The sequence below is a fragment of the Streptomyces sp. NPDC002076 genome (assembly GCF_053593835.1).
This window is the reverse complement of the sequence record NZ_JBSFDI010000012.1, coordinates 78,974-96,923: the sequence shown is the minus strand read 5'-3', so window position 1 is coordinate 96,923 and position 17,950 is coordinate 78,974. Positions and strand designations below refer to the sequence as shown.

Genomic DNA, 17,950 nt, shown 5'->3' with positions numbered 1-17,950 from the left:
GGCGTCAAGCCCGTACCGGCTCCGCGGTGTACGTCCGGCGCAGAAATCTCACCAGCGCCTTCGACTCGAACTGGACCACCTCGACACCGTTGTCGGAGTGGAACTCGACGACGGCCTGGACACGCCCGCACGGCCACACCCGTACCGCGCCGCTCTCCGCCGGTGCGCGCAGGCCCCGTTCGAGCAGCGCGCGCGAGAAGGTCCACTCGTGCGGGCCCGGCAGGCCGACCCGGACCGACCGTGGATCGGAGTCGGGGTCGTACCGCAGCACCACCGGTACAGCCCCCGGGTCCTCCTCGTCCGTGACGATATGGGCGCGCGCGTACTGCTCGACCACAGACATCGAATCGCCCTTTCACCCTGGGTGACCTATACGAAAGCTGCGCTTCCGTTTTGTCTCCAATGTCCCATATTTTCCGATTTACGCCTCACCGGGATGCGAGACCTCGCAATCCGTCTACCCGGGATGGATTCCTCGCCTCGCCGCTCGGCTTCGATCCGGAGTCCATGACAATGGGTGCGTGACGAACCAGGACCGCGCCGCCGAGGGGTCGCTGCTGCTGGACGACCAGCTGTGCTTCGCGCTGTACGCCGCACAGCGGGCCGTGACCGCCGCATACCGTCCACTTCTGGACGACCTCGGACTCACCTACCCGCAGTACCTCGTGCTGCTGGTGCTGTGGGAGCGCGGCGAGACCAGCGTGAAGGAACTGGCGCGCGCCCTGCGCCTGGACTACGGGACCGTCTCGCCGCTACTGAAGCGACTGGAGGGGGCGGGCCTGGTGCGCAGGGAGCGCGCGGCCGGTGACGAGCGCTCGGTGCTGGTCGCGTGCACGGGGCGCGGAGAGGAACTCCGGGAGCGCGCGGCGTGCATACCCGGCACCCTTCTCACCACGACGGGCCTCGGCGCACAGGAGGTCGCGTACCTGCGCGAGACGTTGCGGAACCTCACCGAGCGCGCCGCCGCGGCGGCCGACCGGCGCTGATATCCCGCTCCGGTCCACCGATCCCGCTCCGGTCTCGCGTTACCCACGGTTGCCACCCCCTGGTGCCGCCCACTGACGTACCGGCCAGTACCTTGTGCACGATGTACTTGTGCGCCACTTGTTCCGGGGGAGGCCGGCCATGACCGAGGACACCGCTGTCGACACCCGTCCGACTGTCGACACCCGTCCGACGAAGATCATGTACGTCGCCGAGGCCACCGCGCACGGCGGCCGCGACGGCTATGTCACCAGCCAGGACGGCCAGATCGAGCTGAAGGTCGCGATGCCTCCGGAGCTGGGCGGCGACGGCAACGGCACCAACCCGGAACAGCTGTTCGCGGCCGGCTACAGCTCCTGTTTCCACAACGCGCTGATCCTCGTCGGCAACCGGGAGGGCTACGACCTGACCGGCTCCACGGTGGCGGCCAAGGTCGGCATCGGCCCGAACAGGCACCGCGGCTACGGCCTCGCGGTCGCCCTCAGCGTCTCCCTGCCGGTGCTGGACGCGGACGTCGCGGCCCGGCTGGTGGACGCGGCGCACGAGGTCTGCCCCTACTCCAACGCCACGCGCGACAACATCGACGTAACGATCCTGCTGGGCTGACCCCACCGAGGAATCACAGGCGCACAGCCCGCGTTGCACCCACAGTCGCAGGCGATGGGACAGTGACCGAAGGGACGGCGGACGTGGATGTGAACGGCACAGTGGCCGAGGGCTTCGAGCCGGTCAGGGAGGCGTTCGCAGCGAACTTCGCGCTGCTCGGGGAGCGCGGCGCGGCCGTCGCCGTGTACCGCGACGGACACAAGGTCGTCGACCTGTGGGCCGGCACCAGGGATGTGGACGGCACGGCGCCCTGGGAGTCCGGGACCGCGCAGATCGTGCGTTCCGCGACCAAAGGTGTCGCCGCCGCCGCGCTGCTGCTCCTGCACCAGCGCGGCGAACTGGACCTGGACGCCCCGGTCGGCGCGTACTGGCCCGAGTACAAGGCGGCCGGCAAGGAGCACACCCTCGTCCGGCACCTGCTCGCCCACCGCGCGGGTGTGCCCGTGCTGGACCGACCGCTGACCCCCGCCGAGGCCGCCGACCCCGATCTCGGCGCCGCGGCCGTCGCCGCGCAGGCGCCGGTGTGGGAACCGGGCACGGACCACGGCTACCACGCCCAGACCTACAGCTGGCTCACCGGCGAGCTGATCCGGCGGATCACCGGACGCCCGGTCGGCGACTGGATCGCGGACGAGATCGCCGGCCCGGTCGGCGCGGACCTGTGGCTCGGTCTGCCGGAGTCGGAGCACGCGCGCGTGGGCCGTGTCGGCCCGGTCGAGGCGGCCGAGGCCGTGGGCCTGAAGACCCGCCCCAAGCGCGCGGTGGCCGAGGCCTACGCCGACCCGGACTCGCTGACCCGGCGCGCGTTCGCCGCGATCACCCCGCTCCCCGACGAGAACGACCCCGCCTACCGCGCGGCCGCCCTGCCCGCCTCCAACGGCATCGCCACGGCCGAGGGCCTGGCCCGCTTCTACGCCTCGCTCATCGGCGAGGTCGACGGCGGCAGGCGGCTGTTCACCCCGGAGACGAGGGAACTGGCCCGCGCCGAGCAGTCCGCCGGACCGGACCGGGTCCTGGTGGTCGGCACCCGGTTCGGCCTCGGCCACATGCTGCACGGCGCGGCGTCCCCGCTGCTCTCCCCCGGCTCCTTCGGCCACCCGGGCCGGGGCGGCGCCCTCGCGTTCGCCGACCCGGAGACCGGCATCGCCTTCGGCTATGTCACCAACGGCTTCCGGAAGAGCGTGACGGCGGACCCGAGGGCACAGGCGCTGGTACGGGCGGTACGCGCGGCGCTCGCGTAGGTTGCGTCGTCACACGTTGATCGGGTGCGAGGTCCGTCCGGACGCCTCGTCGATCTCGCCATGGGCCTTGCTCAGCAGTTCCATGGCCAGCTCGTTCAGGGCGCGTGCGCCGGCCACCTCCTCGCCGACCCGTGGCTGATTGGCGTCGACGCGGTGCCGGGTGGCGTGCCCGTGCGCCCGCACCTCCGTACCGTCGGGCAAGCGCAGCAGGGCCGCCGCATCCGTGTGCTGATCGTCCTCCTTGAATTCCAGCTCGACATGCCATCCGACAGCGGTGTGCGTCATGACGATCACCTCCGAAAACCGCTGCTTCCAGGGTGCCCCCGGTACCCCGCCCCGTCATGTCGACGCCTCGTCACCCGCGCGGAGTCCGGCTCTGCTCGCCCTTCTCCCCCTCGTGCTGCCCGCCCTGGTCGAAGCTGGCGAAGTACGCGGCGGCCATGTCCTCGTCCGCGTGGCCCTGGGCGGCGGCGCGGGCGAACCGCTGCGCGGTCGCGGCGGCGACGTCCAGCCGTACCCCGCCGCGCTCGCCCGCCTGGACGATGAGCCGGGCGTCCTTCTCGGCGGTGGCCACCGCGAACGACGGCGGGGTCAGCTTTCCGTCGAGCACCAGCGCGGACTTCGCCCGCAGGTATCCCATGTCGAGCGGACCGCCCTCGATGAGCTCGAAGAACCCCTGCGGATCCACGCCGAGGGCCCGGGCGAGGGCGAGCACCTCCCCGGCCGCCGCGGTGACCGAGAGCACCCAGCTGTTGGCCACCAGCTTCAGCCGGCTGGCGCTGCCCGCGCCGCCGTCGGACCCGGTCCACATGGTCTTCGCGCCGACCGCTTCGAACACGGGCGCGACCGTCTGCCGACCCTCCTGCGGCCCGGCGGCCAGCACGGTCAGCTGACCGGCCTCGGCGGGCTGCCTGGTGCCGAGGACGGGTGCGTCGTAGAAGACGAGTCCGTGCTCCCCCGCGAAGGCGGCCAGGTCGGTGACCAGGTCGATCCCGGCGGTGGTGCACTGCGCCCACACCGTGCCGGGGCGCAGGGCCGGTGCGGCCTCGCGCATGACGTCCAGGACGGTGTTGCCGTCGTACAGCATCGTCAGGACGACGTCGGCGCCCTCGACGGCCTCCGCGGGTGTGCCGGCGATCCGTGCGCCGTCGGCGGCGAGCGGCTCGGCCTTCTCGCGCGTACGGTTCCACGCACGGACCTCCAGCCCGGCGCGGCACAGGTTCCGGGCCATCGCGGCCCCCATGATGCCGGTGCCCAGAACGCTCACGGTCGGCTTGTCGGTCATTGACGGCTCCCTGTCGTCCGGTTGCTGCCCGGTGGTTCTCACCACCGGTACCCGACTACCCGGTATGCGTCATCACCCCCGAAGCGCTCCTTGAAGAAGTCCGCGCCGATCGCGGCCCGACAGTGAGCGCCGCCTGTCCGGGTGAGGCCGCGTCTGCCGAACGGCCCACCTGCGTGGCTTTCAGCAGGTGCGGACAGCCCTTGTCGCTTACCGTCGCCCGAGGAATGCCCCCGTCTTGATCCTTCTGGGTCAAAGGGGTGAACCGGACGAAGCGTTCGAAGACCAGTGGCACCGCCAGGGGGGAAGGGTGCCGGGAGCCCAGGAGGCCGGCCATGGCGACGCGACAGCTGCGGATTCGCCGGACACGAAGGCGGACCTGGCGCCCTGTCGGGGCCTGCATGCTCGCGGCCGGGTGCGTCGTCGCGATCTGCCTGCCCCCTGCGGCGGCGAGGCCGCAAGCGGGCGACCACCTGTGCGCGACGGAGCCCTTCCCCCCGACGCAAAGTTCTCCGCCCCCGATCCTCTCGGGCAGCGATGTGTGGAGCTTCGCCTCCGAGCCGGGCCTTCACCCCATGCGGGTGACCGTGACCGCGAACAAACCGGGAACGGCCCGCGGAGACATCCTCGTGGGCCCGTTCAGCGCGGACAGGATGATCGGCCAGACCGGGGCGTTGATCAACGACAACTCCGGTGATCCGGTCTGGTTCCGCCCGCTCCCCTCCGTGAACCTCCAGAACGCCGACATCAGGGTCCAGACCTATTACGACGCCCGCAGGAGCCGGGGAAAGCCGGTGCTGACCTGGTGGCAGGGAACCCTCGCCCTGCCGCCGTCGTACACGAACCTGCCGGCGGGTGCCCCGGAACCGGGCGGGTGCTACTACATCTACGACACCCACTACCGCCTGCTCAAGACGGTCTTCGCGCATCACGGCTACTACCCGGACGAGCACGAGTTCACCCTGACCCGCAGGGGTACCGCGCTGTTCATCGCGTCCAAGCCGGTGCCCATGGACCTCACGCCCTACGGTGGGCCGAAGAACGGCTCCATCGAGAACAGCGAGATCCAGGAGGTCGACCTCGCCACGGGCAGACTGCTCTTCTCGTGGAACGCGCTGGACCACCTGGACCCCGCGGATTCCGAGGAGCCGGTGTCCAGCGCGTCGTCGTCCGACGGCGTGTGGGACGCCTTCCACATCAACTCCGTCGACGAGGGTCCCGACGGCCGACTGCTCATCTCGGCCCGGAACATGTGGGCGATCTACGACGTCACCAGGAGATCCGGGAGAATCCGCTATCAGATCGGCGGAAAGAAGAGCGACTTCGACTTCGGCCCCAACGCGGACTTCTACTGGCAGCACGATGCCCGGTACCGGCCGGGACACCGGATCAGCATGTTCGACGACGGCTGCTGCGACCTGCCCGACGGCGCCCCCGAACAGGTGTCGCACGGCCTGATCCTCGACCTCGACTTCCGCAGCCGCAAGGCGACCGTGGACAGGACCTACTACCACCAGCCGCCGCTCGAGTCACCGACCCAGGGAAATACACAGGCCCTTTCCAACGGCAACGAGTTCATCGGATGGGGCCAGAGCCCGTACTACTCCGAGTACGCGGGTGAGGGAAACACCCAGGGCAACGGCTTGCGAAACCTGCTCTACGACGCGAAACTGCCGGGCTCCGACATCTCGTACCGGGCGTTCCGGAACGAATGGATCGGCACTCCGTACTACCCCCCGAGTGTCGCCGCACGCTCCGGCGCCGAGGGAAACGTCGTCTACGCCTCCTGGAACGGTTCGACGCGGACCAGAGCATGGCGTGTACTGGCCGGGTCCGACCCCCACTCCCTGTCGGTCGTCGTCAGACACGCCCCACGCTCCGGATTCGAGACAGCCGTCACCACGCGCGCCCCCGGACCGTATTTCCAGGTGAAGGCACTCAACGCGCAGGGCAAGGTGCTTGGGACCTCACGCGTCGTCACGCTCCCGGACAACGGCCGACGAGGGAGACCATGAAGGAAACAGGGACTCACCAAGCCCCCTGAACAGCCGGTTGCCCAGGCCCGGTAGCTTGATCTGCGTGGATCAGGGGTGGGTGGTCGAAGCGTTTCGTCTTGAGGCGGATCGACTCGCGCGGGCGATGACCGGCGTCTCGATGGCCGAATGGCTTCTGCCGACGCGGTGTGCGCCGTGGAGAGTGCGCGACTTGCTGGCTCATGTCCGGGTGGTGATTGCCTGGCTGCCGGGCATGCTGGCGGCACCGGCGCCGACCCGTGCCGAGGTCTCGGCGGTCGAGTACTACCGGCCCGACGACCGTTTCGCTCCGGACACCAACGCGGCTCGGATCGCTCTGGCCCAAGTGCACGCGGCCGAACAGCTCAGCGGTGCCGCGCTCGCCGACGACTTCAACACCACCTGGCAACAGGTGGACCGACTGTGCCGGGCCGAGCCCGACGGGCGTGTGGTGCGCACCCGGCACGGCGATCCGATGCTCCTGTCGGAGTTCCTGCTGACGCGCGTGGTCGAGGTCGCCGTGCACGGCCTGGACCTGGCCGACGCCCTGGGGCGCGAGCCGTGGCTGACGTCCCAGGCCGCAGATTTGGTGCAGGATCTTCTGCTCGGCCCAGACGGGGCAGCCGCGCTGGAGAAACTGGGCTGGGGTCAGCTTCGCTTCCTGCGCAAGGCGACGGGGCGCGAGCCGATCACGAGGGAGGAGGCATCGGACGTCAGCCGCCTGGGCATCCGATGGCTCACGCTGGGGTGAGAACGTCGCCACCAGACGCCGGCGGGCACAGCCGTCAAGCGGGCTGCTCGCGCACGTCCACCAGGTCGGCACCGGCGTGGGCCACCAGTGCCTTGGGCTCGATCGGGAAGACGGTGTGCGGTGTTCCGGCGGCCGCCCACACCACGTCATGGGCGAGCAGCGAGCGGTCGGCGAGGACACGCGTGCGGGTACGGTGCCCGAAGGGCGGCACACCGCCGATGGCGTACCCGGTGGTCTCGCGTACGACGCCGGCGTCGGCACGGGTGACCCGGCCGGCGCCCAACTCCTCCCGCACCCGGTCCACATCCACGCGCGAGGCTCCGTCCATGAGGACCAGCACCGGCACCCCGTCGGCGGCGAAGATCAGCGACTTGCAGATCTGGCTGAGCTCGCACCCGATGGCCGCGGCGGCCTCGGCGGCGGTCCTGGTGGCCTCCGGGAACCTCCTGGTCCGTGCGAGCACGTCGTCCAGGCCGAGCGCCCGGAGGGCTTCGGCGAACCGGGGGTGGGCTCCGGACTCGCCGGCGTCAGTGGCGGCTGTCGTCGTCATGCCGGGCACGCTACGCCATCGCCCGAGGCCCGCTCGCGAGGTTTTCGAGGGGGAACGGAAAAGCCGGTGAGGGTGCAGCCCCGTCCCCACGGGCACCCTCACCGGCCGCTCTGACTCAGGAGCGGTACGTCAGGCCCGTACCAGCTCCCTCTCCTCGTCGGGGTCGGCGTCCTTGCCGGCCGCGGCGGGCTCGGTGCGCAGTCCCTCGCCCTCGACGTCCACGTTGGGCAGCGCGCGGTCGAGCCACTTCGGCAGCCACCAGGCCCGCTTGCCGAGCAGGGCGAGGACCGCCGGGACGATGGCCATGCGGACGATGAAGGCGTCGAAGAAGACGGCGATCGCGAGGCCGAAGCCGATCATCTTGATCATCGCCTCGCTGGAGCCGATGAAGCCGGAGAAGACGGCGATCATGATCACGGCCGCGGCGGTCACCACCCTCGCCCCGTGCTTGAAGCCGGTCACCACGGCCTGGCTGGGCTTCTCGCCGTGGACGAACGCCTCCCGCATCCGGGTCACGAGGAAGACCTCGTAGTCCATCGCGAGACCGAAGACGACACCCACCATGAAGATCGGCATCATCGACATGACCGGGCCGGTCTGCTCGACGTTCATCAGGCCGGACAGCCAGCCCCACTGGAAGACCGCGACCACGGCACCCAGGGCCGCCATCACGCTGAGCAGGAAGCCGAGGGCCGCCTTCAGCGGGACGAGGACCGAGCGGAAGACCACGATCAGCAGCAGGAACGCGAGACCCACCACCAGCGCCAAGTAGGGCAGAAGGGCGTCGTTGAGCCTCTGCGAGACGTCGATGTTCATCGCCGTCGTACCGGTGACCAGGACCTTGGAGTCGGTTTTCGCGGTGATGCCCGCGCCCTTGTCACGGATGGCGTGCACCAGGTCCTCGGTCGTCTTCGAGGACGGCTTGGACTTGGGTACGACGGTGATCGTCGCGGTGTCGCCGGCCTTGTTGGGCACGGCCGGGGTGACCGTGACGACGTCCTTCAGGCCCTTGATCTCGTCGCCGACCTCGGTGAACGCCTTCTTGGGGTGGGCGCTGTCCTTGGCGTCGACCACGACCATCAGGGGACCGTTGAAGCCCGGTCCGAAGCCCTCGGACAGCAGGTCGTAGGCGCGGCGCTGGGTGGTGGAGGTGGGCTGGGAGCCGTCGTCGGGCAGGCCCAGTTGCAGGGACGCGGCCGGGACCGCCGCCGCGCCGAGGCCGAGCACGCCGAGCAGCAGGACGGCGACCGGGCGCCGTACGACGAAGCTCGCCCAGCGGGTGCCCATGTTGGGGCGGCCGGGCTTCTTCGGCGTACGGCCGCCGCCCAGCAGCTTGCTCTTCTGGCCGGCCGGCTTGACCCTGCGGCCCGCGTAGCCGAGCAGCGCCGGGATCATCGTCAGCGCGATCAGCACGGCGATGGCGACCGTGCCCGCCGCGGCGATGCCCATCTTGGTCAGCATCGGGATGTTGACGACCGACAGGCCGACCAGGGCGATGACGACGGTGAGGCCGGCGAAGACCACCGCCGAGCCCGCCGTGCCGACGGCGCGCCCGGCCGCGTCCTCGCGCTCGCGGCCCTCGGCGAGTTCGGCGCGGTAGCGGGAGACGATGAAGAGGGCGTAGTCGATGCCGACGGCCAGGCCGATCATCGAGGCCAGGGTGGAGGTCGTGGAGCCGAGGTCCAGGGCGCTGGCGAGCGCGGTGATCGTGGACACGCCGATGCCGACCCCGATGATGGCGGTGAGCAGCGGGAATCCGGCCGCGAGCAGCGAGCCGAAGGTGATGACTAGGACCACGGCGGCGATCCCGATGCCGATGACCTCGCTGGATCCGGTCTCGGGGGTCGCGGTGAGCGCGTCACCGCCGACCTCGACGGTCAGCCCGGCGTCACGCGCGTGCTGGGCGGCCTCCTTCAGGGCGTCCTTGGAGGAGTCCTTCAGCGCCATGCCGGAGACCTTGTACTTCACCGAGGCGTAGGCGACGGTGCCGTTCCTGCTGACGGCGTGCCCGGCGTAGGGGTCGGCGACGGAGACGACCTCGGAGCCGCTCTGCAGCTCCTTGACGGTCTTCTCGACGGCCGCCTTGTTGTCGTGGTCGGTCATCTTCTCGCCGCTCGGGGCCTTGAAGACCACACGCGCGGTGGCGCCGTCGGCGCTCATCCCGGGGAAGCGCTGTTCCAGCAGGTCGAAGGCCTTCTGGGCCTCGGTGCCGGGGATGGAGAAGGACGTGCTGCCGGCGGGCGGCGCGGAGGCGGCGCCGACCCCGGCCAGGGTGAGCAGCGCGACCCATATGAGGGCGACGAAGTGCCGTCGCCGGAAGGCGAGACGGCCTACTTTGTACAGAAACGTGGCCACGGAGGCGTACTCCCGGTCAGGTCGTGGGGTTCATCAGGGCAGGGGTGATCAGCCCGACGACGTGAGCGGTGACGTCAGACGGTGGGCTTGCTCGGGGATCGGAGGATGATCAGCTGGTGGCTGCGCCGAGGGCGGGGAGGACCACGGCGTCGATGTACGACAGGAGGAAGGCCTGCGTCGGCGGCTGCTCGTCGATGAGCGAGCGGGCGGCGAACCCGCCGATCATCATGTGCATCACGTAGTCGATCGCGGGGTTGTCCGCACGGACCTCGCCCCGGTCGATCGCCCGCTGCAGCACGCGACGGAACTCCGCCAGCTCCGGCTCGATGAGATGCTCCTTGAACGCCTTCAGGAGGTCCGGGTTGCCGTGGACGGCCATCGCCAGACCCCGCATCAGCGCGGAGTTCTGCTCCATCTCGCAGTCGTCGGAGCGCAGGGTGAGGGCGTGCAGATCGCCTCGGAGCGACCCGGTGTCGACCCCGTCGGCGGAGCTGCCCGGCTTGCTGTGCCGCACCGCCTTCGCCACCAGCTCGGCCTTGCCGCCCCACTGGCGGTAGAGCGTGGCCTTGCTGGACCGGGTGCGGGCGGCGACGGCGTCCATGGTGAGGGCGTCGTAGCCGACCTCCCGGAGCAGGTCGAGCACGGCCTCGTACAACTCGGCCTCGCGCTCGGGCGTGATCCGGCTGCGACGCGACGTTGCGACAACCTCGGTCATCCCACTCGCCTTCCCACTCCGGAGCTTCCTGCTTCGTACCACCATGAAGATACCCTGAGACCATGCGAAACGAAACCGTTTCGTACGTGTGCTGGGTCACGAACGTGAGGGGCGCATAAGTTCGCGGCCGTGAGGACCGCACAAGGTGCGGCGGCGCGGGCGCACGAGTTGCTGGCCCCCAGCGGGCGGAAAAGCATGGGGAGGGTGAGCTATCTGCGCTTCCCCCACCTCAGCGGCGACCTGGTGTGCTTCGTGGCCGAGGACGACGTCTGGCTGGCCCCCCTCGACGCCCCGGGCCGGGCCTGGCGGCTCACCGCGGACCGCACGAAGGACGGGCACCCGCGCTTCTCGCCCGACGGCCGCCAGATCGCGTTCACCAGCTGGCGCAGCTTCGTCCCCGAGATCCACCTCGTCGGCGTCGAGGGCGGTCCCGCCCGGCAGTTGACGTACTGGGGCAGCACCGACACCCAGGTATGCGGCTGGACGCCCCCGGACGAGGACGGGACGTGCCACATCCTCGCCGTCGCCTCCCACGGCGAGCCCTTCTCGTACTTCACCTGGGCCTACAAGGTGTCCCCCGACGGCGACCCCGGGCGCAAACTGCCCTGGGGCCCGGTCGCCGACATCCAGGTCGCCGACGTCGCCGGCGGGCACAAGACCCTGCTGCTCACCGGCACCCCGCCGCACGAGCCGGCCTCCTGGAAGCGGTACCGGGGTGGCGCCATGGGCCGCCTCTGGCTGCACGGGGAACGCCTGCTGCCCGGCATCGAGGGGCATCTGGCCTGCCCCATGTTCGTGGCGGGCCGCATCGCCTTCCTCTCCGACCACGAGGGCGTCGGCAACCTCTACTCCTGCGCGTACGACGGCACCGACCTGCGCCGCCACACCGACCACGACGCCTTCTACGCCCGGCACGCCTCCAGCGACGGCACGCGGGTGGTCTACCAGTGCGCGGGCGACCTGTGGCTGGTGGACGACTTCTCCCCGGCCGCCGTACCGCGCAAGCTGGACATCCGCCTGGCCGGGCCGGCCACCGGGCGCCGCCGCTACCAGGTGCCGGCCGCGCAGCACGTCGACGGCATCTCCGTGGACGAGACCGGCCGGGCCAGCGCCGTCGTCGTACGCGGCAGCCTGTACTGGCTCACCCACCGCGACGGCCCCGCCCGCACGATCACCGACACACCCGGCGTACGGGTACGGCTGCCGGAGATGCTGGGGACGACCGGCCAGGTGGCGTATGTGACGGACGCCGAGGGCGAGGACGCCGTGGAGATCGCCCAGCTGCCCCGCGCGAGCGGCGACCGCGCGCCCCGCCGGCTGGCCTCCGGCCGGCTGGGCCGCGTCCTGGAGATGGCCTGCGACCCGGAGGGCGAACGTCTGGCGGTCGCCTCGCACGACGGGAGGTTGCTGCTGATCGATGTGGCGGAGGAGATGGAAGGCACGGAGGATCAGGTCACCGAAGAGGCGGCGGGCGCTGGGAGCGACTCGGGCGACTCCGGTGACTCAAGTGGCTCTGGGGACTCCGGCGATTCCGGTGACTCTGGTGACTCGCGTGATCCCGGTGACGGCGGCTCAGGTGGCTCAGGTGGCTCAAATGCCGCCGACGTCGGCGAGCACGTGACCGAGCTGATCCGGTCCGTCAACGGCCCCGTGCGCGACCTCGCCTTCTCCCCGGACGGCGCCTGGCTCACCTGGTCCCACCCGGGCATCGGCCGCTCCCTGCGCCAGATCAAGCTGGCCCGCATCAAGGACCGGCTGATCGTGGACGTGACCAACGGCCGCTTCGAGGACGAGAACCCCGTCTTCACCCGCGACGGCCGCTATCTCGCCTTCCTCTCCTGGCGCGGCTTCGACCCGGTGTACGACGTCCACACCGGCGACCTGTCCTTCCCGCTCGGCTGCCGCCCCTACCTCGTCCCGCTGAACTCGGCGACCCCCTCCCCCTTCGCCCTGAACCCCGAGGGCCGTCCGGCGGCCGGCGGCCTCGACCCGGCCGAGGAGGAGGAGACCGGCGAGGCCGGCACGGTGACCGTGGAGGTCGAGGGCCTGGCGATGCGGGTCACGCCGTTCCCGGTGGTCGCCTCCAAGTACTCCGGGCTGTCCCCGGTCGCCGGCGGCGGACTGGTCTGGCTGCGCTGGCCGATCTCCGGCGCGCTCGGCGAGACCTTCGCCAACCCGGCCGACATCAGCGGCCGCCCGACCCTGGAGTACTTCAACCTCGCCAAGGCGAAAAAGTCCGAACTGGTCGACCACCTGGACTGGTTCGCGGTCAGCGGCGACGGCACCCGGCTGGTCGTCGTGGACGAGGGCGAGCTGCGCGCGGTGCCCTCCACGGAGATGGGCGACAGCGACACCACCGTCTGGATCGACCTGCGCCGCATCCTGCACGTGGTCGACCCGCCCGCCGAGTGGCGCCAGGCCTACGACGAGGCCGGCCGGCTCATCCGCGCCTACTTCTGGGACCCGGGCATGTCCGGCATCGACTGGGACGCGGTGCTCGACCAGTACCGTCCCCTCGTCGAACGGGTGGCCTCCCCCGACGAGTTCGCCGATCTCCTGCGGGAGGTCCTCGGCGAACTGGGCACCTCGCACGCCTACGTCACCGCCGCCCGCCGCAACGAGGGCCCGCCCCACTACCAGCGCTGGCAGGGCCTCCTCGGCACCAACTTCGTCCACCGGGACGAGGGTTGGATTGTCAAACGCATTCTGCCCGGCGACTCCTCGGACTCCAAGGCCCGCTCGCCGCTGGCCGGCACCGGCATCCGGGAGGGCGCGATCCTCACCCACGTCGACGGCCGCCCGGTCGATCCGGTGACCGGTCCGTATCCGCTGCTCGCCGGCTCCGGGGGTACGACCGTGGAGCTGACGTTCCTCCCGGCACAGGGCGAGCCGGGCCGGGCGCGCCGGGTCGCCGTCGTCCCGCTCATCGACGAACGGCCGCTGCGCTACCAGGACTGGGTCGCCAAACGCCGCGCGGTCGTACGGGAGTTGAGCGGCGGCAAGTGCGGCTATCTGCACATCCCCGACATGGGCGGCTCCGGCTGGGCCCAGTTCAACCGCGATCTGCGCATGGAGGTGTCCCGGCCCGCCCTGATCGTGGACGTGCGCGGCAACGCGGGCGGACACATCAGCGAACTCGTCATCGAGAAGCTGACCCGGACGATCCTCGGCTGGGACCTGACGCGGGACGCGCAACCGGTGTCGTACACCTCGAACGCGCCGAGGGGCCCGGTGGTGGCCCTCGCCGACGAGGCGACCTCCTCGGACGGCGACATGATCACGGCCGCCTTCAAGCTGCTGAAACTCGGCCCGGTGGTCGGCCAGCGCACCTGGGGCGGCGTGGTCGGCATGACCGGCCGGCACCGCCTGGGCGACGGCACGGTGATCACGGTCCCGATGAACGCGGCCTGGTTCGACGCCTACGGCTGGTCCGTCGAGAACCACGGCGTCGCCCCCGACCTGGAGATCCTGCGCACCCCCCTGGACTGGGCGGAAGGCCGCCACGCCCAGCTGACCGACGCGGTCGAACTCGCCCTGGAACTCCTGGAGTCGAACCCCGCCGCCATCCCCCCGGACTACACCGACGTCCCCAACCGAGCCCGCCCGAAACTGCCACCGCGGGCCAACTGACGAGGGGGTGCGTGGTGAAGGGGCGCGGGGAACTGCGCGACAAGCCACAACGCACCCGCGCACGACCACATACCCCCACCACCCGAAAAACCAGCGCAGGGCACCCTCCACGAAGAAGGGCGCCCCACGCACACCGGCCAAAGCCGAGCGCAGCGACTAGGCGTCGTAGTCCCGGTCGAAGCGGTCTTCCATCTCCGCTTCCGTGTCCTCGATGTCGCGCAGATTCTCGCGGCCGCGCTGCGGCTGCTGCTGGCCACGCTGCGGCTGCTGCTGACCGCGCTGGGGCTGCTGCTGACCGCGCTGGCCGGCCCGCTCGCGGGCCTCACCGATCTTCTGCTTGCCCTGTTCCTGCCACTCGTTGGCCTTGTCCTTCATACCCATGTGGGTTCACTCCCGTGGTGGGTGAGTTGGGGGTCGGCCCCTCGGTGGGGCCTCACCCAGATTCACACGGGCGACCACGCAGCGCATGTGGATCAGTCACGGTGCGTAGCGCGCGCCGCCTCGTCGGCCGCCCCGCCTGCACCGACGAGCCCCGAGCGCATTCCTTGCAGACGGGGCGCGAACCGCTTCATCTCGCGCTGCCCGACCGTCCCGATGAGCGCCGGCAGATACCCGCGCACGCCCTGCATGCCACGCAGCCACCACTGCCCGTACACATGCGCCGAGCGCCGCTCGATCCCGGCGACGAGCCGGTCCACCGCGGGCCCCAGCGGGTAGGTCTTGTTGGACGGCCAGGGCAGCCGCTGCCGCAGTTCGCGCATGACGTCGTCCTGGTCGGCGCCGCGCACCATGTCGGTGTCGGTCCAGGACAGGTACCCGACGCCGACGCGCACGCCCTGGTAGCCGACCTCGGCTCGCAGACTGTGCGCGTACGCCTCCACACCCGACTTGGACGCGCAGTACGCCGTCATCATCGGCGCCGGCGTGATCGCGGCGAGCGAGGCGATCTGGAGGAGATAGCCCCGGCTCTCCACCAGCACCGGCAGGAACGCCCGGGCCGTCACCGCCGAACCGATCAGGTTCACCTCGATCACCCGCCGCCAGGCCTGCGGATCGGAGTCGGCGAACGGACCGCCCGTCGCCACACCGGCGTTGGCCACCACGATGTCGACCTTCCCGAACCGCGCCTTCACCTCCTGCGCGACCCGGCTCATCGTCTCGTGGTCGGTGACATCGGCGTACCAGTGGGCGCTGTCGCTGTGCAGGCGCGAGGAGACGTCCTTGAGCGCCTCCTCCTCCAGCCCGACCAGCGCCACCTTCGCGCCGCGCGCGGAGAGCTTGCGCGCCAGCAGCTCACCGACACCGCGCGCCGCCCCGGTGACGACCGCGACCTGCCCTTCGAGGCTGACCCTGCTCATGCGCCCTCCTTGATCTGCACGCCTGTGGCCTTCGTGGGGGTGACGTAGGTGGTGACGAGTTCCCGGATCCGGCCGGTCACCAGCTCCGGGGCCTCGATCGGGGTCATGTGGCCGACGCCGGTCAGCTCGGTCAGGCCGACGCAGTGCGGCAGCGCGGCTACCAGCGCGCGGGCGTGCACGGGGGGCGTGAGCCGGTCGGACGCGCCGTGCACGATCGCGGTGGGCGCGTGCAACTCCCGTACGCCGTGGTCGAGATCGAGCGCCTCGAGTACGGCCGCCCAGGCATGGCGCACGGCGCGCGGGCAGGCGTGCACGATCCGCGCACACGCCTCCACCATGTGCGGGGCGGAACCGGCGCCCATGGTGGCGTACTTGAGGATGCGCTTGGCGACCGGCGTGACCGGGCCGAGCGGGGCGCGCGAACCGAGAATGCGCGCGGTGATCCAGGTGCGCACACGCCCGGCGCCGAGCGGCACCACACGCGCCTCCGCGACCAACCGCGAGCTCCCGGTGCTGCACAGCAGGACGGCTGCGGCGTGGTCACGGAAGCGGGGGCGCGCGGCCGCGGCCATGACGGTCATCCCGCCCATGGAGTGGCCGACGATCAGCGCCTTCTCCCCGGGCGCGAGGGTCTGCGCGAGCACCGCTTCCAGGTCGTCCGCCAGCGCGTGGGTGGTGCACGCGGGGCTCGCGGGACTGCGCCCGTGCCCCCTCTGGTCGTACGCGATCACGCGGTGGTCGGTCGCCAGGTCCCGGATCTGCGCCGCCCAGAAGGCGGTCGAGCAGGTCCAGCCGTGCGAGAGGACGACGGGGGGCGCGTTCTCGGGGCCGTGCACCTCGACGTGCAGCCGCGCGCCATCGGCGGAGACGACGGTGAGTTCGCGGGTTGGGGTGGGCGGGGCGTACGGCCCGGAGGTCACGGGAGCGAGCCGGCTCATGCGGCGCCCTCGCTCTGCGCAACGGCGGCGACCGTCTTCTCCATGGCCGTACCGGCCTTCCGGATGACCTCGTACTCCCCCAGGTCCACCCGCCGGGTCGCGCGCCGGAACTCCGATGTCGTACCGGGCCAGATGGTGGTGTTGCGGCCGCTCGCGTCCAGGTACCAGCTGGTGCAGCCGCCGGTGTTCCACACGGTGCGCTTCATGCGCTCCTGGACCTTGCGGTTCCAGTCCTCGACGGCCGCGGGCCGGGCATCGAGGGCCGTACGGCGGCCGAGGACGTCCAGTTGCCGCAGATAGTCGGCCATGTAGTTCAGCTGGGACTCGATCATGAGGATCATGGAGGAGTTCCCGAGCCCGGTGTTGGGCCCGATGATCGTCATCCAGTTCGGGAACCCGGCGGCCGCGGCGCCGCGCAGCGCCTGCATGCCGTTCTTCCAGGACTCGGCGAGGGTGACGCCCTCCGCCCCGACCACCCGCTCGGCGATCGGCATGTCCGTGACGTGGAAGCCCGTACCGAAGATGATCACGTCGGCCTCGGCCTCGGTGCCGTCGGCCGCGACCAGGGTCGATCCGCGGATCTCGCTGAGCCCGCTGCCGACGACGTCCACGTTCGGCCTGGCCAGCGCCGGGTAGTAGGTGCTGGACAGCAGGATCCGCTTGCAGCCGATGCGGTAGTCGGGGGTGAGCTTGGCGCGCAGGGCCGGGTCCTTGATGGCGCGGGCCATGTTGCGCTTGGCGAGCTGCTCGACCAGGCCGAGCTCGTCCGGGTGCTTGGTGAACGCCTGGACCTGCAGTTCCCGGATGCCCCACAGCAGGCCGCGCCTCAGCTGGGTGGTGAAGGGCACGGCCCGGTGCAGCCGGCGCTCGGCGCCGCTGATGGCGCGGTCCATGCGGGGCATCACCCACGGCGGGGTGCGCTGGAAGAGGGTGAGCCGGCCGACCTGCGGCTGGATCGCGGGCACGATCTGGATGGCGGACGCGCCGGTGCCGATCACGGCGACACGCTTGCCGCACAGGTCGTGGTCGTGGTCCCAGCGGGCGGAGTGGAACACCTTGCCCGGGAAGGATTCCAGGCCAGGGACCTCCGGGACCTTCGGGTCGGACAGCGGCCCGGTCGCGGAGACGACCACGTCGGCGGAGAGTGACCCGCGCGTGGTCTCGATGTTCCACCGCAGGTTGTCGTTGTCCCAGCTCATCAGCTTTACCTCGGAGTCGAAGCGGATGTGCGGGCGCAGTCCGAAGAGGTCGGTGACGTGCTCCAGGTAGGCGCGGATGTGCTCCTGCCCGGAGAAGGTGCGCGGCCACTCGGGGTTGGGCGCGAAGGAGAAGGAGTACAGGTGGGAGGGCACGTCACAGGCGCACCCGGGGTAACTGTTGTCCCGCCAGGTGCCGCCGACGCTGTCCGCCCGCTCCAGGACGACGAAGTCGGTGATCCCTTCGCGGCGCAGCCGCACGGCGGCCCCCAAGCCGCCGAACCCGGACCCGATCACCGCCACCCGTACATGCTCGTGCTCGGCCATCCCGA

16 protein-coding genes are annotated in these 17,950 nt (G+C 70.9%); 6 read left to right on the top strand and 10 right to left on the bottom strand.

Going from position 1 to position 17,950, the window contains the following annotated elements:
• Positions 1–4: 4 nt before the first annotated feature.
• Complete coding sequence (locus tag ACWCQS_RS25175) at positions 5–343, bottom strand: SsgA family sporulation/cell division regulator (protein ID WP_451006543.1); 339 nt, start codon at positions 341–343, stop codon at positions 5–7.
• A 178-nt stretch (positions 344–521) separates the two neighbouring features.
• On the opposite strand from ACWCQS_RS25175, the gene ACWCQS_RS25170 reads away from it, so the two are divergent.
• The 3 genes from ACWCQS_RS25170 (at position 522) to ACWCQS_RS25160 (ending at position 2,831) form a co-directional block, all read left to right on the top strand.
• Positions 522–986 carry a MarR family winged helix-turn-helix transcriptional regulator gene (locus ACWCQS_RS25170; protein WP_451006542.1) on the top strand — a complete coding sequence of 155 codons (465 nt, stop codon included), beginning with the start codon at positions 522–524 and terminating at the stop codon, positions 984–986.
• Positions 987–1,125: 139 nt separating this feature from the next.
• Positions 1,126–1,590, top strand: a complete 465-nt coding sequence (locus ACWCQS_RS25165; protein WP_451006541.1) for an organic hydroperoxide resistance protein — start codon at positions 1,126–1,128, stop codon at positions 1,588–1,590.
• Between the two features lie 83 nt (positions 1,591–1,673).
• The gene (locus tag ACWCQS_RS25160) at positions 1,674–2,831 is read left to right on the top strand and encodes a serine hydrolase domain-containing protein (protein ID WP_451006679.1); all 1,158 of its coding nucleotides are present in this window, start codon (positions 1,674–1,676) and stop codon (positions 2,829–2,831) included.
• 9 nt (positions 2,832–2,840) lie between these two features.
• Here the strand turns inward: ACWCQS_RS25160 and ACWCQS_RS25155 are convergent, their stop codons facing one another.
• Complete coding sequence (locus ACWCQS_RS25155) at positions 2,841–3,116, bottom strand: DUF1876 domain-containing protein (protein ID WP_388632194.1); 276 nt, start codon at positions 3,114–3,116, stop codon at positions 2,841–2,843.
• Between the two features lie 70 nt (positions 3,117–3,186).
• Complete coding sequence (locus ACWCQS_RS25150) at positions 3,187–4,116, bottom strand: NAD(P)-dependent oxidoreductase (protein ID WP_451006540.1); 930 nt, start codon at positions 4,114–4,116, stop codon at positions 3,187–3,189.
• 572 nt (positions 4,117–4,688) lie between these two features.
• On the opposite strand from ACWCQS_RS25150, the gene ACWCQS_RS25145 reads away from it, so the two are divergent.
• Together ACWCQS_RS25145 and ACWCQS_RS25140 are read left to right on the top strand one after the other, a co-directional pair.
• Positions 4,689–6,128, top strand: coding sequence for an arylsulfotransferase family protein (locus tag ACWCQS_RS25145; RefSeq protein ID WP_451006539.1), 1,440 nt, complete (start codon positions 4,689–4,691; stop codon positions 6,126–6,128).
• 64 nt (positions 6,129–6,192) lie between these two features.
• Entirely contained in the window at positions 6,193–6,876 is a 684-nt protein-coding gene (locus tag ACWCQS_RS25140) for a maleylpyruvate isomerase family mycothiol-dependent enzyme (RefSeq protein ID WP_451006538.1), read from the top strand.
• 34 nt (positions 6,877–6,910) lie between these two features.
• Here the strand turns inward: ACWCQS_RS25140 and ACWCQS_RS25135 are convergent, their stop codons facing one another.
• From ACWCQS_RS25135 to ACWCQS_RS25125, 3 genes are all read right to left on the bottom strand, one after another.
• Positions 6,911–7,426 (bottom strand): YbaK/EbsC family protein, encoded by a 516-nt coding sequence (locus ACWCQS_RS25135; protein WP_451006537.1) that lies wholly within the window; start codon positions 7,424–7,426, stop codon positions 6,911–6,913.
• Positions 7,427–7,555: 129 nt separating this feature from the next.
• Positions 7,556–9,781 carry an MMPL family transporter gene (locus tag ACWCQS_RS25130; protein WP_451006536.1) on the bottom strand — a complete coding sequence of 742 codons (2,226 nt, stop codon included), beginning with the start codon at positions 9,779–9,781 and terminating at the stop codon, positions 7,556–7,558.
• A 109-nt stretch (positions 9,782–9,890) separates the two neighbouring features.
• Positions 9,891–10,496 carry a TetR/AcrR family transcriptional regulator gene (locus ACWCQS_RS25125; protein ID WP_451006535.1) on the bottom strand — a complete coding sequence of 202 codons (606 nt, stop codon included), beginning with the start codon at positions 10,494–10,496 and terminating at the stop codon, positions 9,891–9,893.
• Positions 10,497–10,691: 195 nt separating this feature from the next.
• On the opposite strand from ACWCQS_RS25125, the gene ACWCQS_RS25120 reads away from it, so the two are divergent.
• Complete coding sequence (locus ACWCQS_RS25120) at positions 10,692–14,126, top strand: S41 family peptidase (protein ID WP_451006678.1); 3,435 nt, start codon at positions 10,692–10,694, stop codon at positions 14,124–14,126.
• Between the two features lie 156 nt (positions 14,127–14,282).
• On the opposite strand, the gene ACWCQS_RS25115 is transcribed toward ACWCQS_RS25120, so the two are convergent.
• The 4 genes from ACWCQS_RS25115 to ACWCQS_RS25100 form a co-directional block, all read right to left on the bottom strand.
• Positions 14,283–14,507 carry a hypothetical protein gene (locus ACWCQS_RS25115; RefSeq protein ID WP_388632218.1) on the bottom strand — a complete coding sequence of 75 codons (225 nt, stop codon included), beginning with the start codon at positions 14,505–14,507 and terminating at the stop codon, positions 14,283–14,285.
• A 92-nt stretch (positions 14,508–14,599) separates the two neighbouring features.
• Entirely contained in the window at positions 14,600–15,484 is an 885-nt protein-coding gene (locus ACWCQS_RS25110) for an SDR family oxidoreductase (protein ID WP_451006534.1), read from the bottom strand.
• On the bottom strand, positions 15,481–16,422 hold the full coding sequence (locus ACWCQS_RS25105) for an alpha/beta fold hydrolase (protein ID WP_451006533.1): 942 nt from the start codon (positions 16,420–16,422) through the stop codon (positions 15,481–15,483). The genes ACWCQS_RS25110 and ACWCQS_RS25105 overlap by 4 nt, the downstream gene beginning before the upstream one ends.
• Positions 16,419–17,945 (bottom strand): flavin-containing monooxygenase, encoded by a 1,527-nt coding sequence (locus ACWCQS_RS25100; RefSeq protein WP_451006532.1) that lies wholly within the window; start codon positions 17,943–17,945, stop codon positions 16,419–16,421. Before ACWCQS_RS25100 ends, ACWCQS_RS25105 begins: the two co-directional genes overlap by 4 nt.
• Positions 17,946–17,950 lie beyond the last annotated feature (5 nt).

What these genes read in the sequence shown, in the direction of transcription:
- ACWCQS_RS25175 (WP_451006543.1), bottom strand. Translation starts at nt 343, where the DNA reads ATGTCTGTGGTCGAGCAGTACGCGCGCGCCCATATCGTCACGGACGAG.
- ACWCQS_RS25165 (WP_451006541.1), top strand. Translation starts at nt 1,126, where the DNA reads ATGACCGAGGACACCGCTGTCGACACCCGTCCGACTGTCGACACCCGT.
- ACWCQS_RS25155 (WP_388632194.1), bottom strand. Translation starts at nt 3,116, where the DNA reads ATGACGCACACCGCTGTCGGATGGCATGTCGAGCTGGAATTCAAGGAG.
- ACWCQS_RS25150 (WP_451006540.1), bottom strand. Translation starts at nt 4,116, where the DNA reads ATGACCGACAAGCCGACCGTGAGCGTTCTGGGCACCGGCATCATGGGG.
- ACWCQS_RS25145 (WP_451006539.1), top strand. Translation starts at nt 4,689, where the DNA reads ATGCGGGTGACCGTGACCGCGAACAAACCGGGAACGGCCCGCGGAGAC.
- ACWCQS_RS25135 (WP_451006537.1), bottom strand. Translation starts at nt 7,426, where the DNA reads ATGACGACGACAGCCGCCACTGACGCCGGCGAGTCCGGAGCCCACCCC.
- ACWCQS_RS25125 (WP_451006535.1), bottom strand. Translation starts at nt 10,496, where the DNA reads ATGACCGAGGTTGTCGCAACGTCGCGTCGCAGCCGGATCACGCCCGAG.
- ACWCQS_RS25120 (WP_451006678.1), top strand. Translation starts at nt 10,692, where the DNA reads ATGGGGAGGGTGAGCTATCTGCGCTTCCCCCACCTCAGCGGCGACCTG.
- ACWCQS_RS25115 (WP_388632218.1), bottom strand. Translation starts at nt 14,507, where the DNA reads ATGGGTATGAAGGACAAGGCCAACGAGTGGCAGGAACAGGGCAAGCAG.
- ACWCQS_RS25110 (WP_451006534.1), bottom strand. Translation starts at nt 15,484, where the DNA reads ATGAGCAGGGTCAGCCTCGAAGGGCAGGTCGCGGTCGTCACCGGGGCG.
- ACWCQS_RS25105 (WP_451006533.1), bottom strand. Translation starts at nt 16,422, where the DNA reads ATGAGCCGGCTCGCTCCCGTGACCTCCGGGCCGTACGCCCCGCCCACC.
- ACWCQS_RS25100 (WP_451006532.1), bottom strand. Translation starts at nt 17,945, where the DNA reads ATGGCCGAGCACGAGCATGTACGGGTGGCGGTGATCGGGTCCGGGTTC.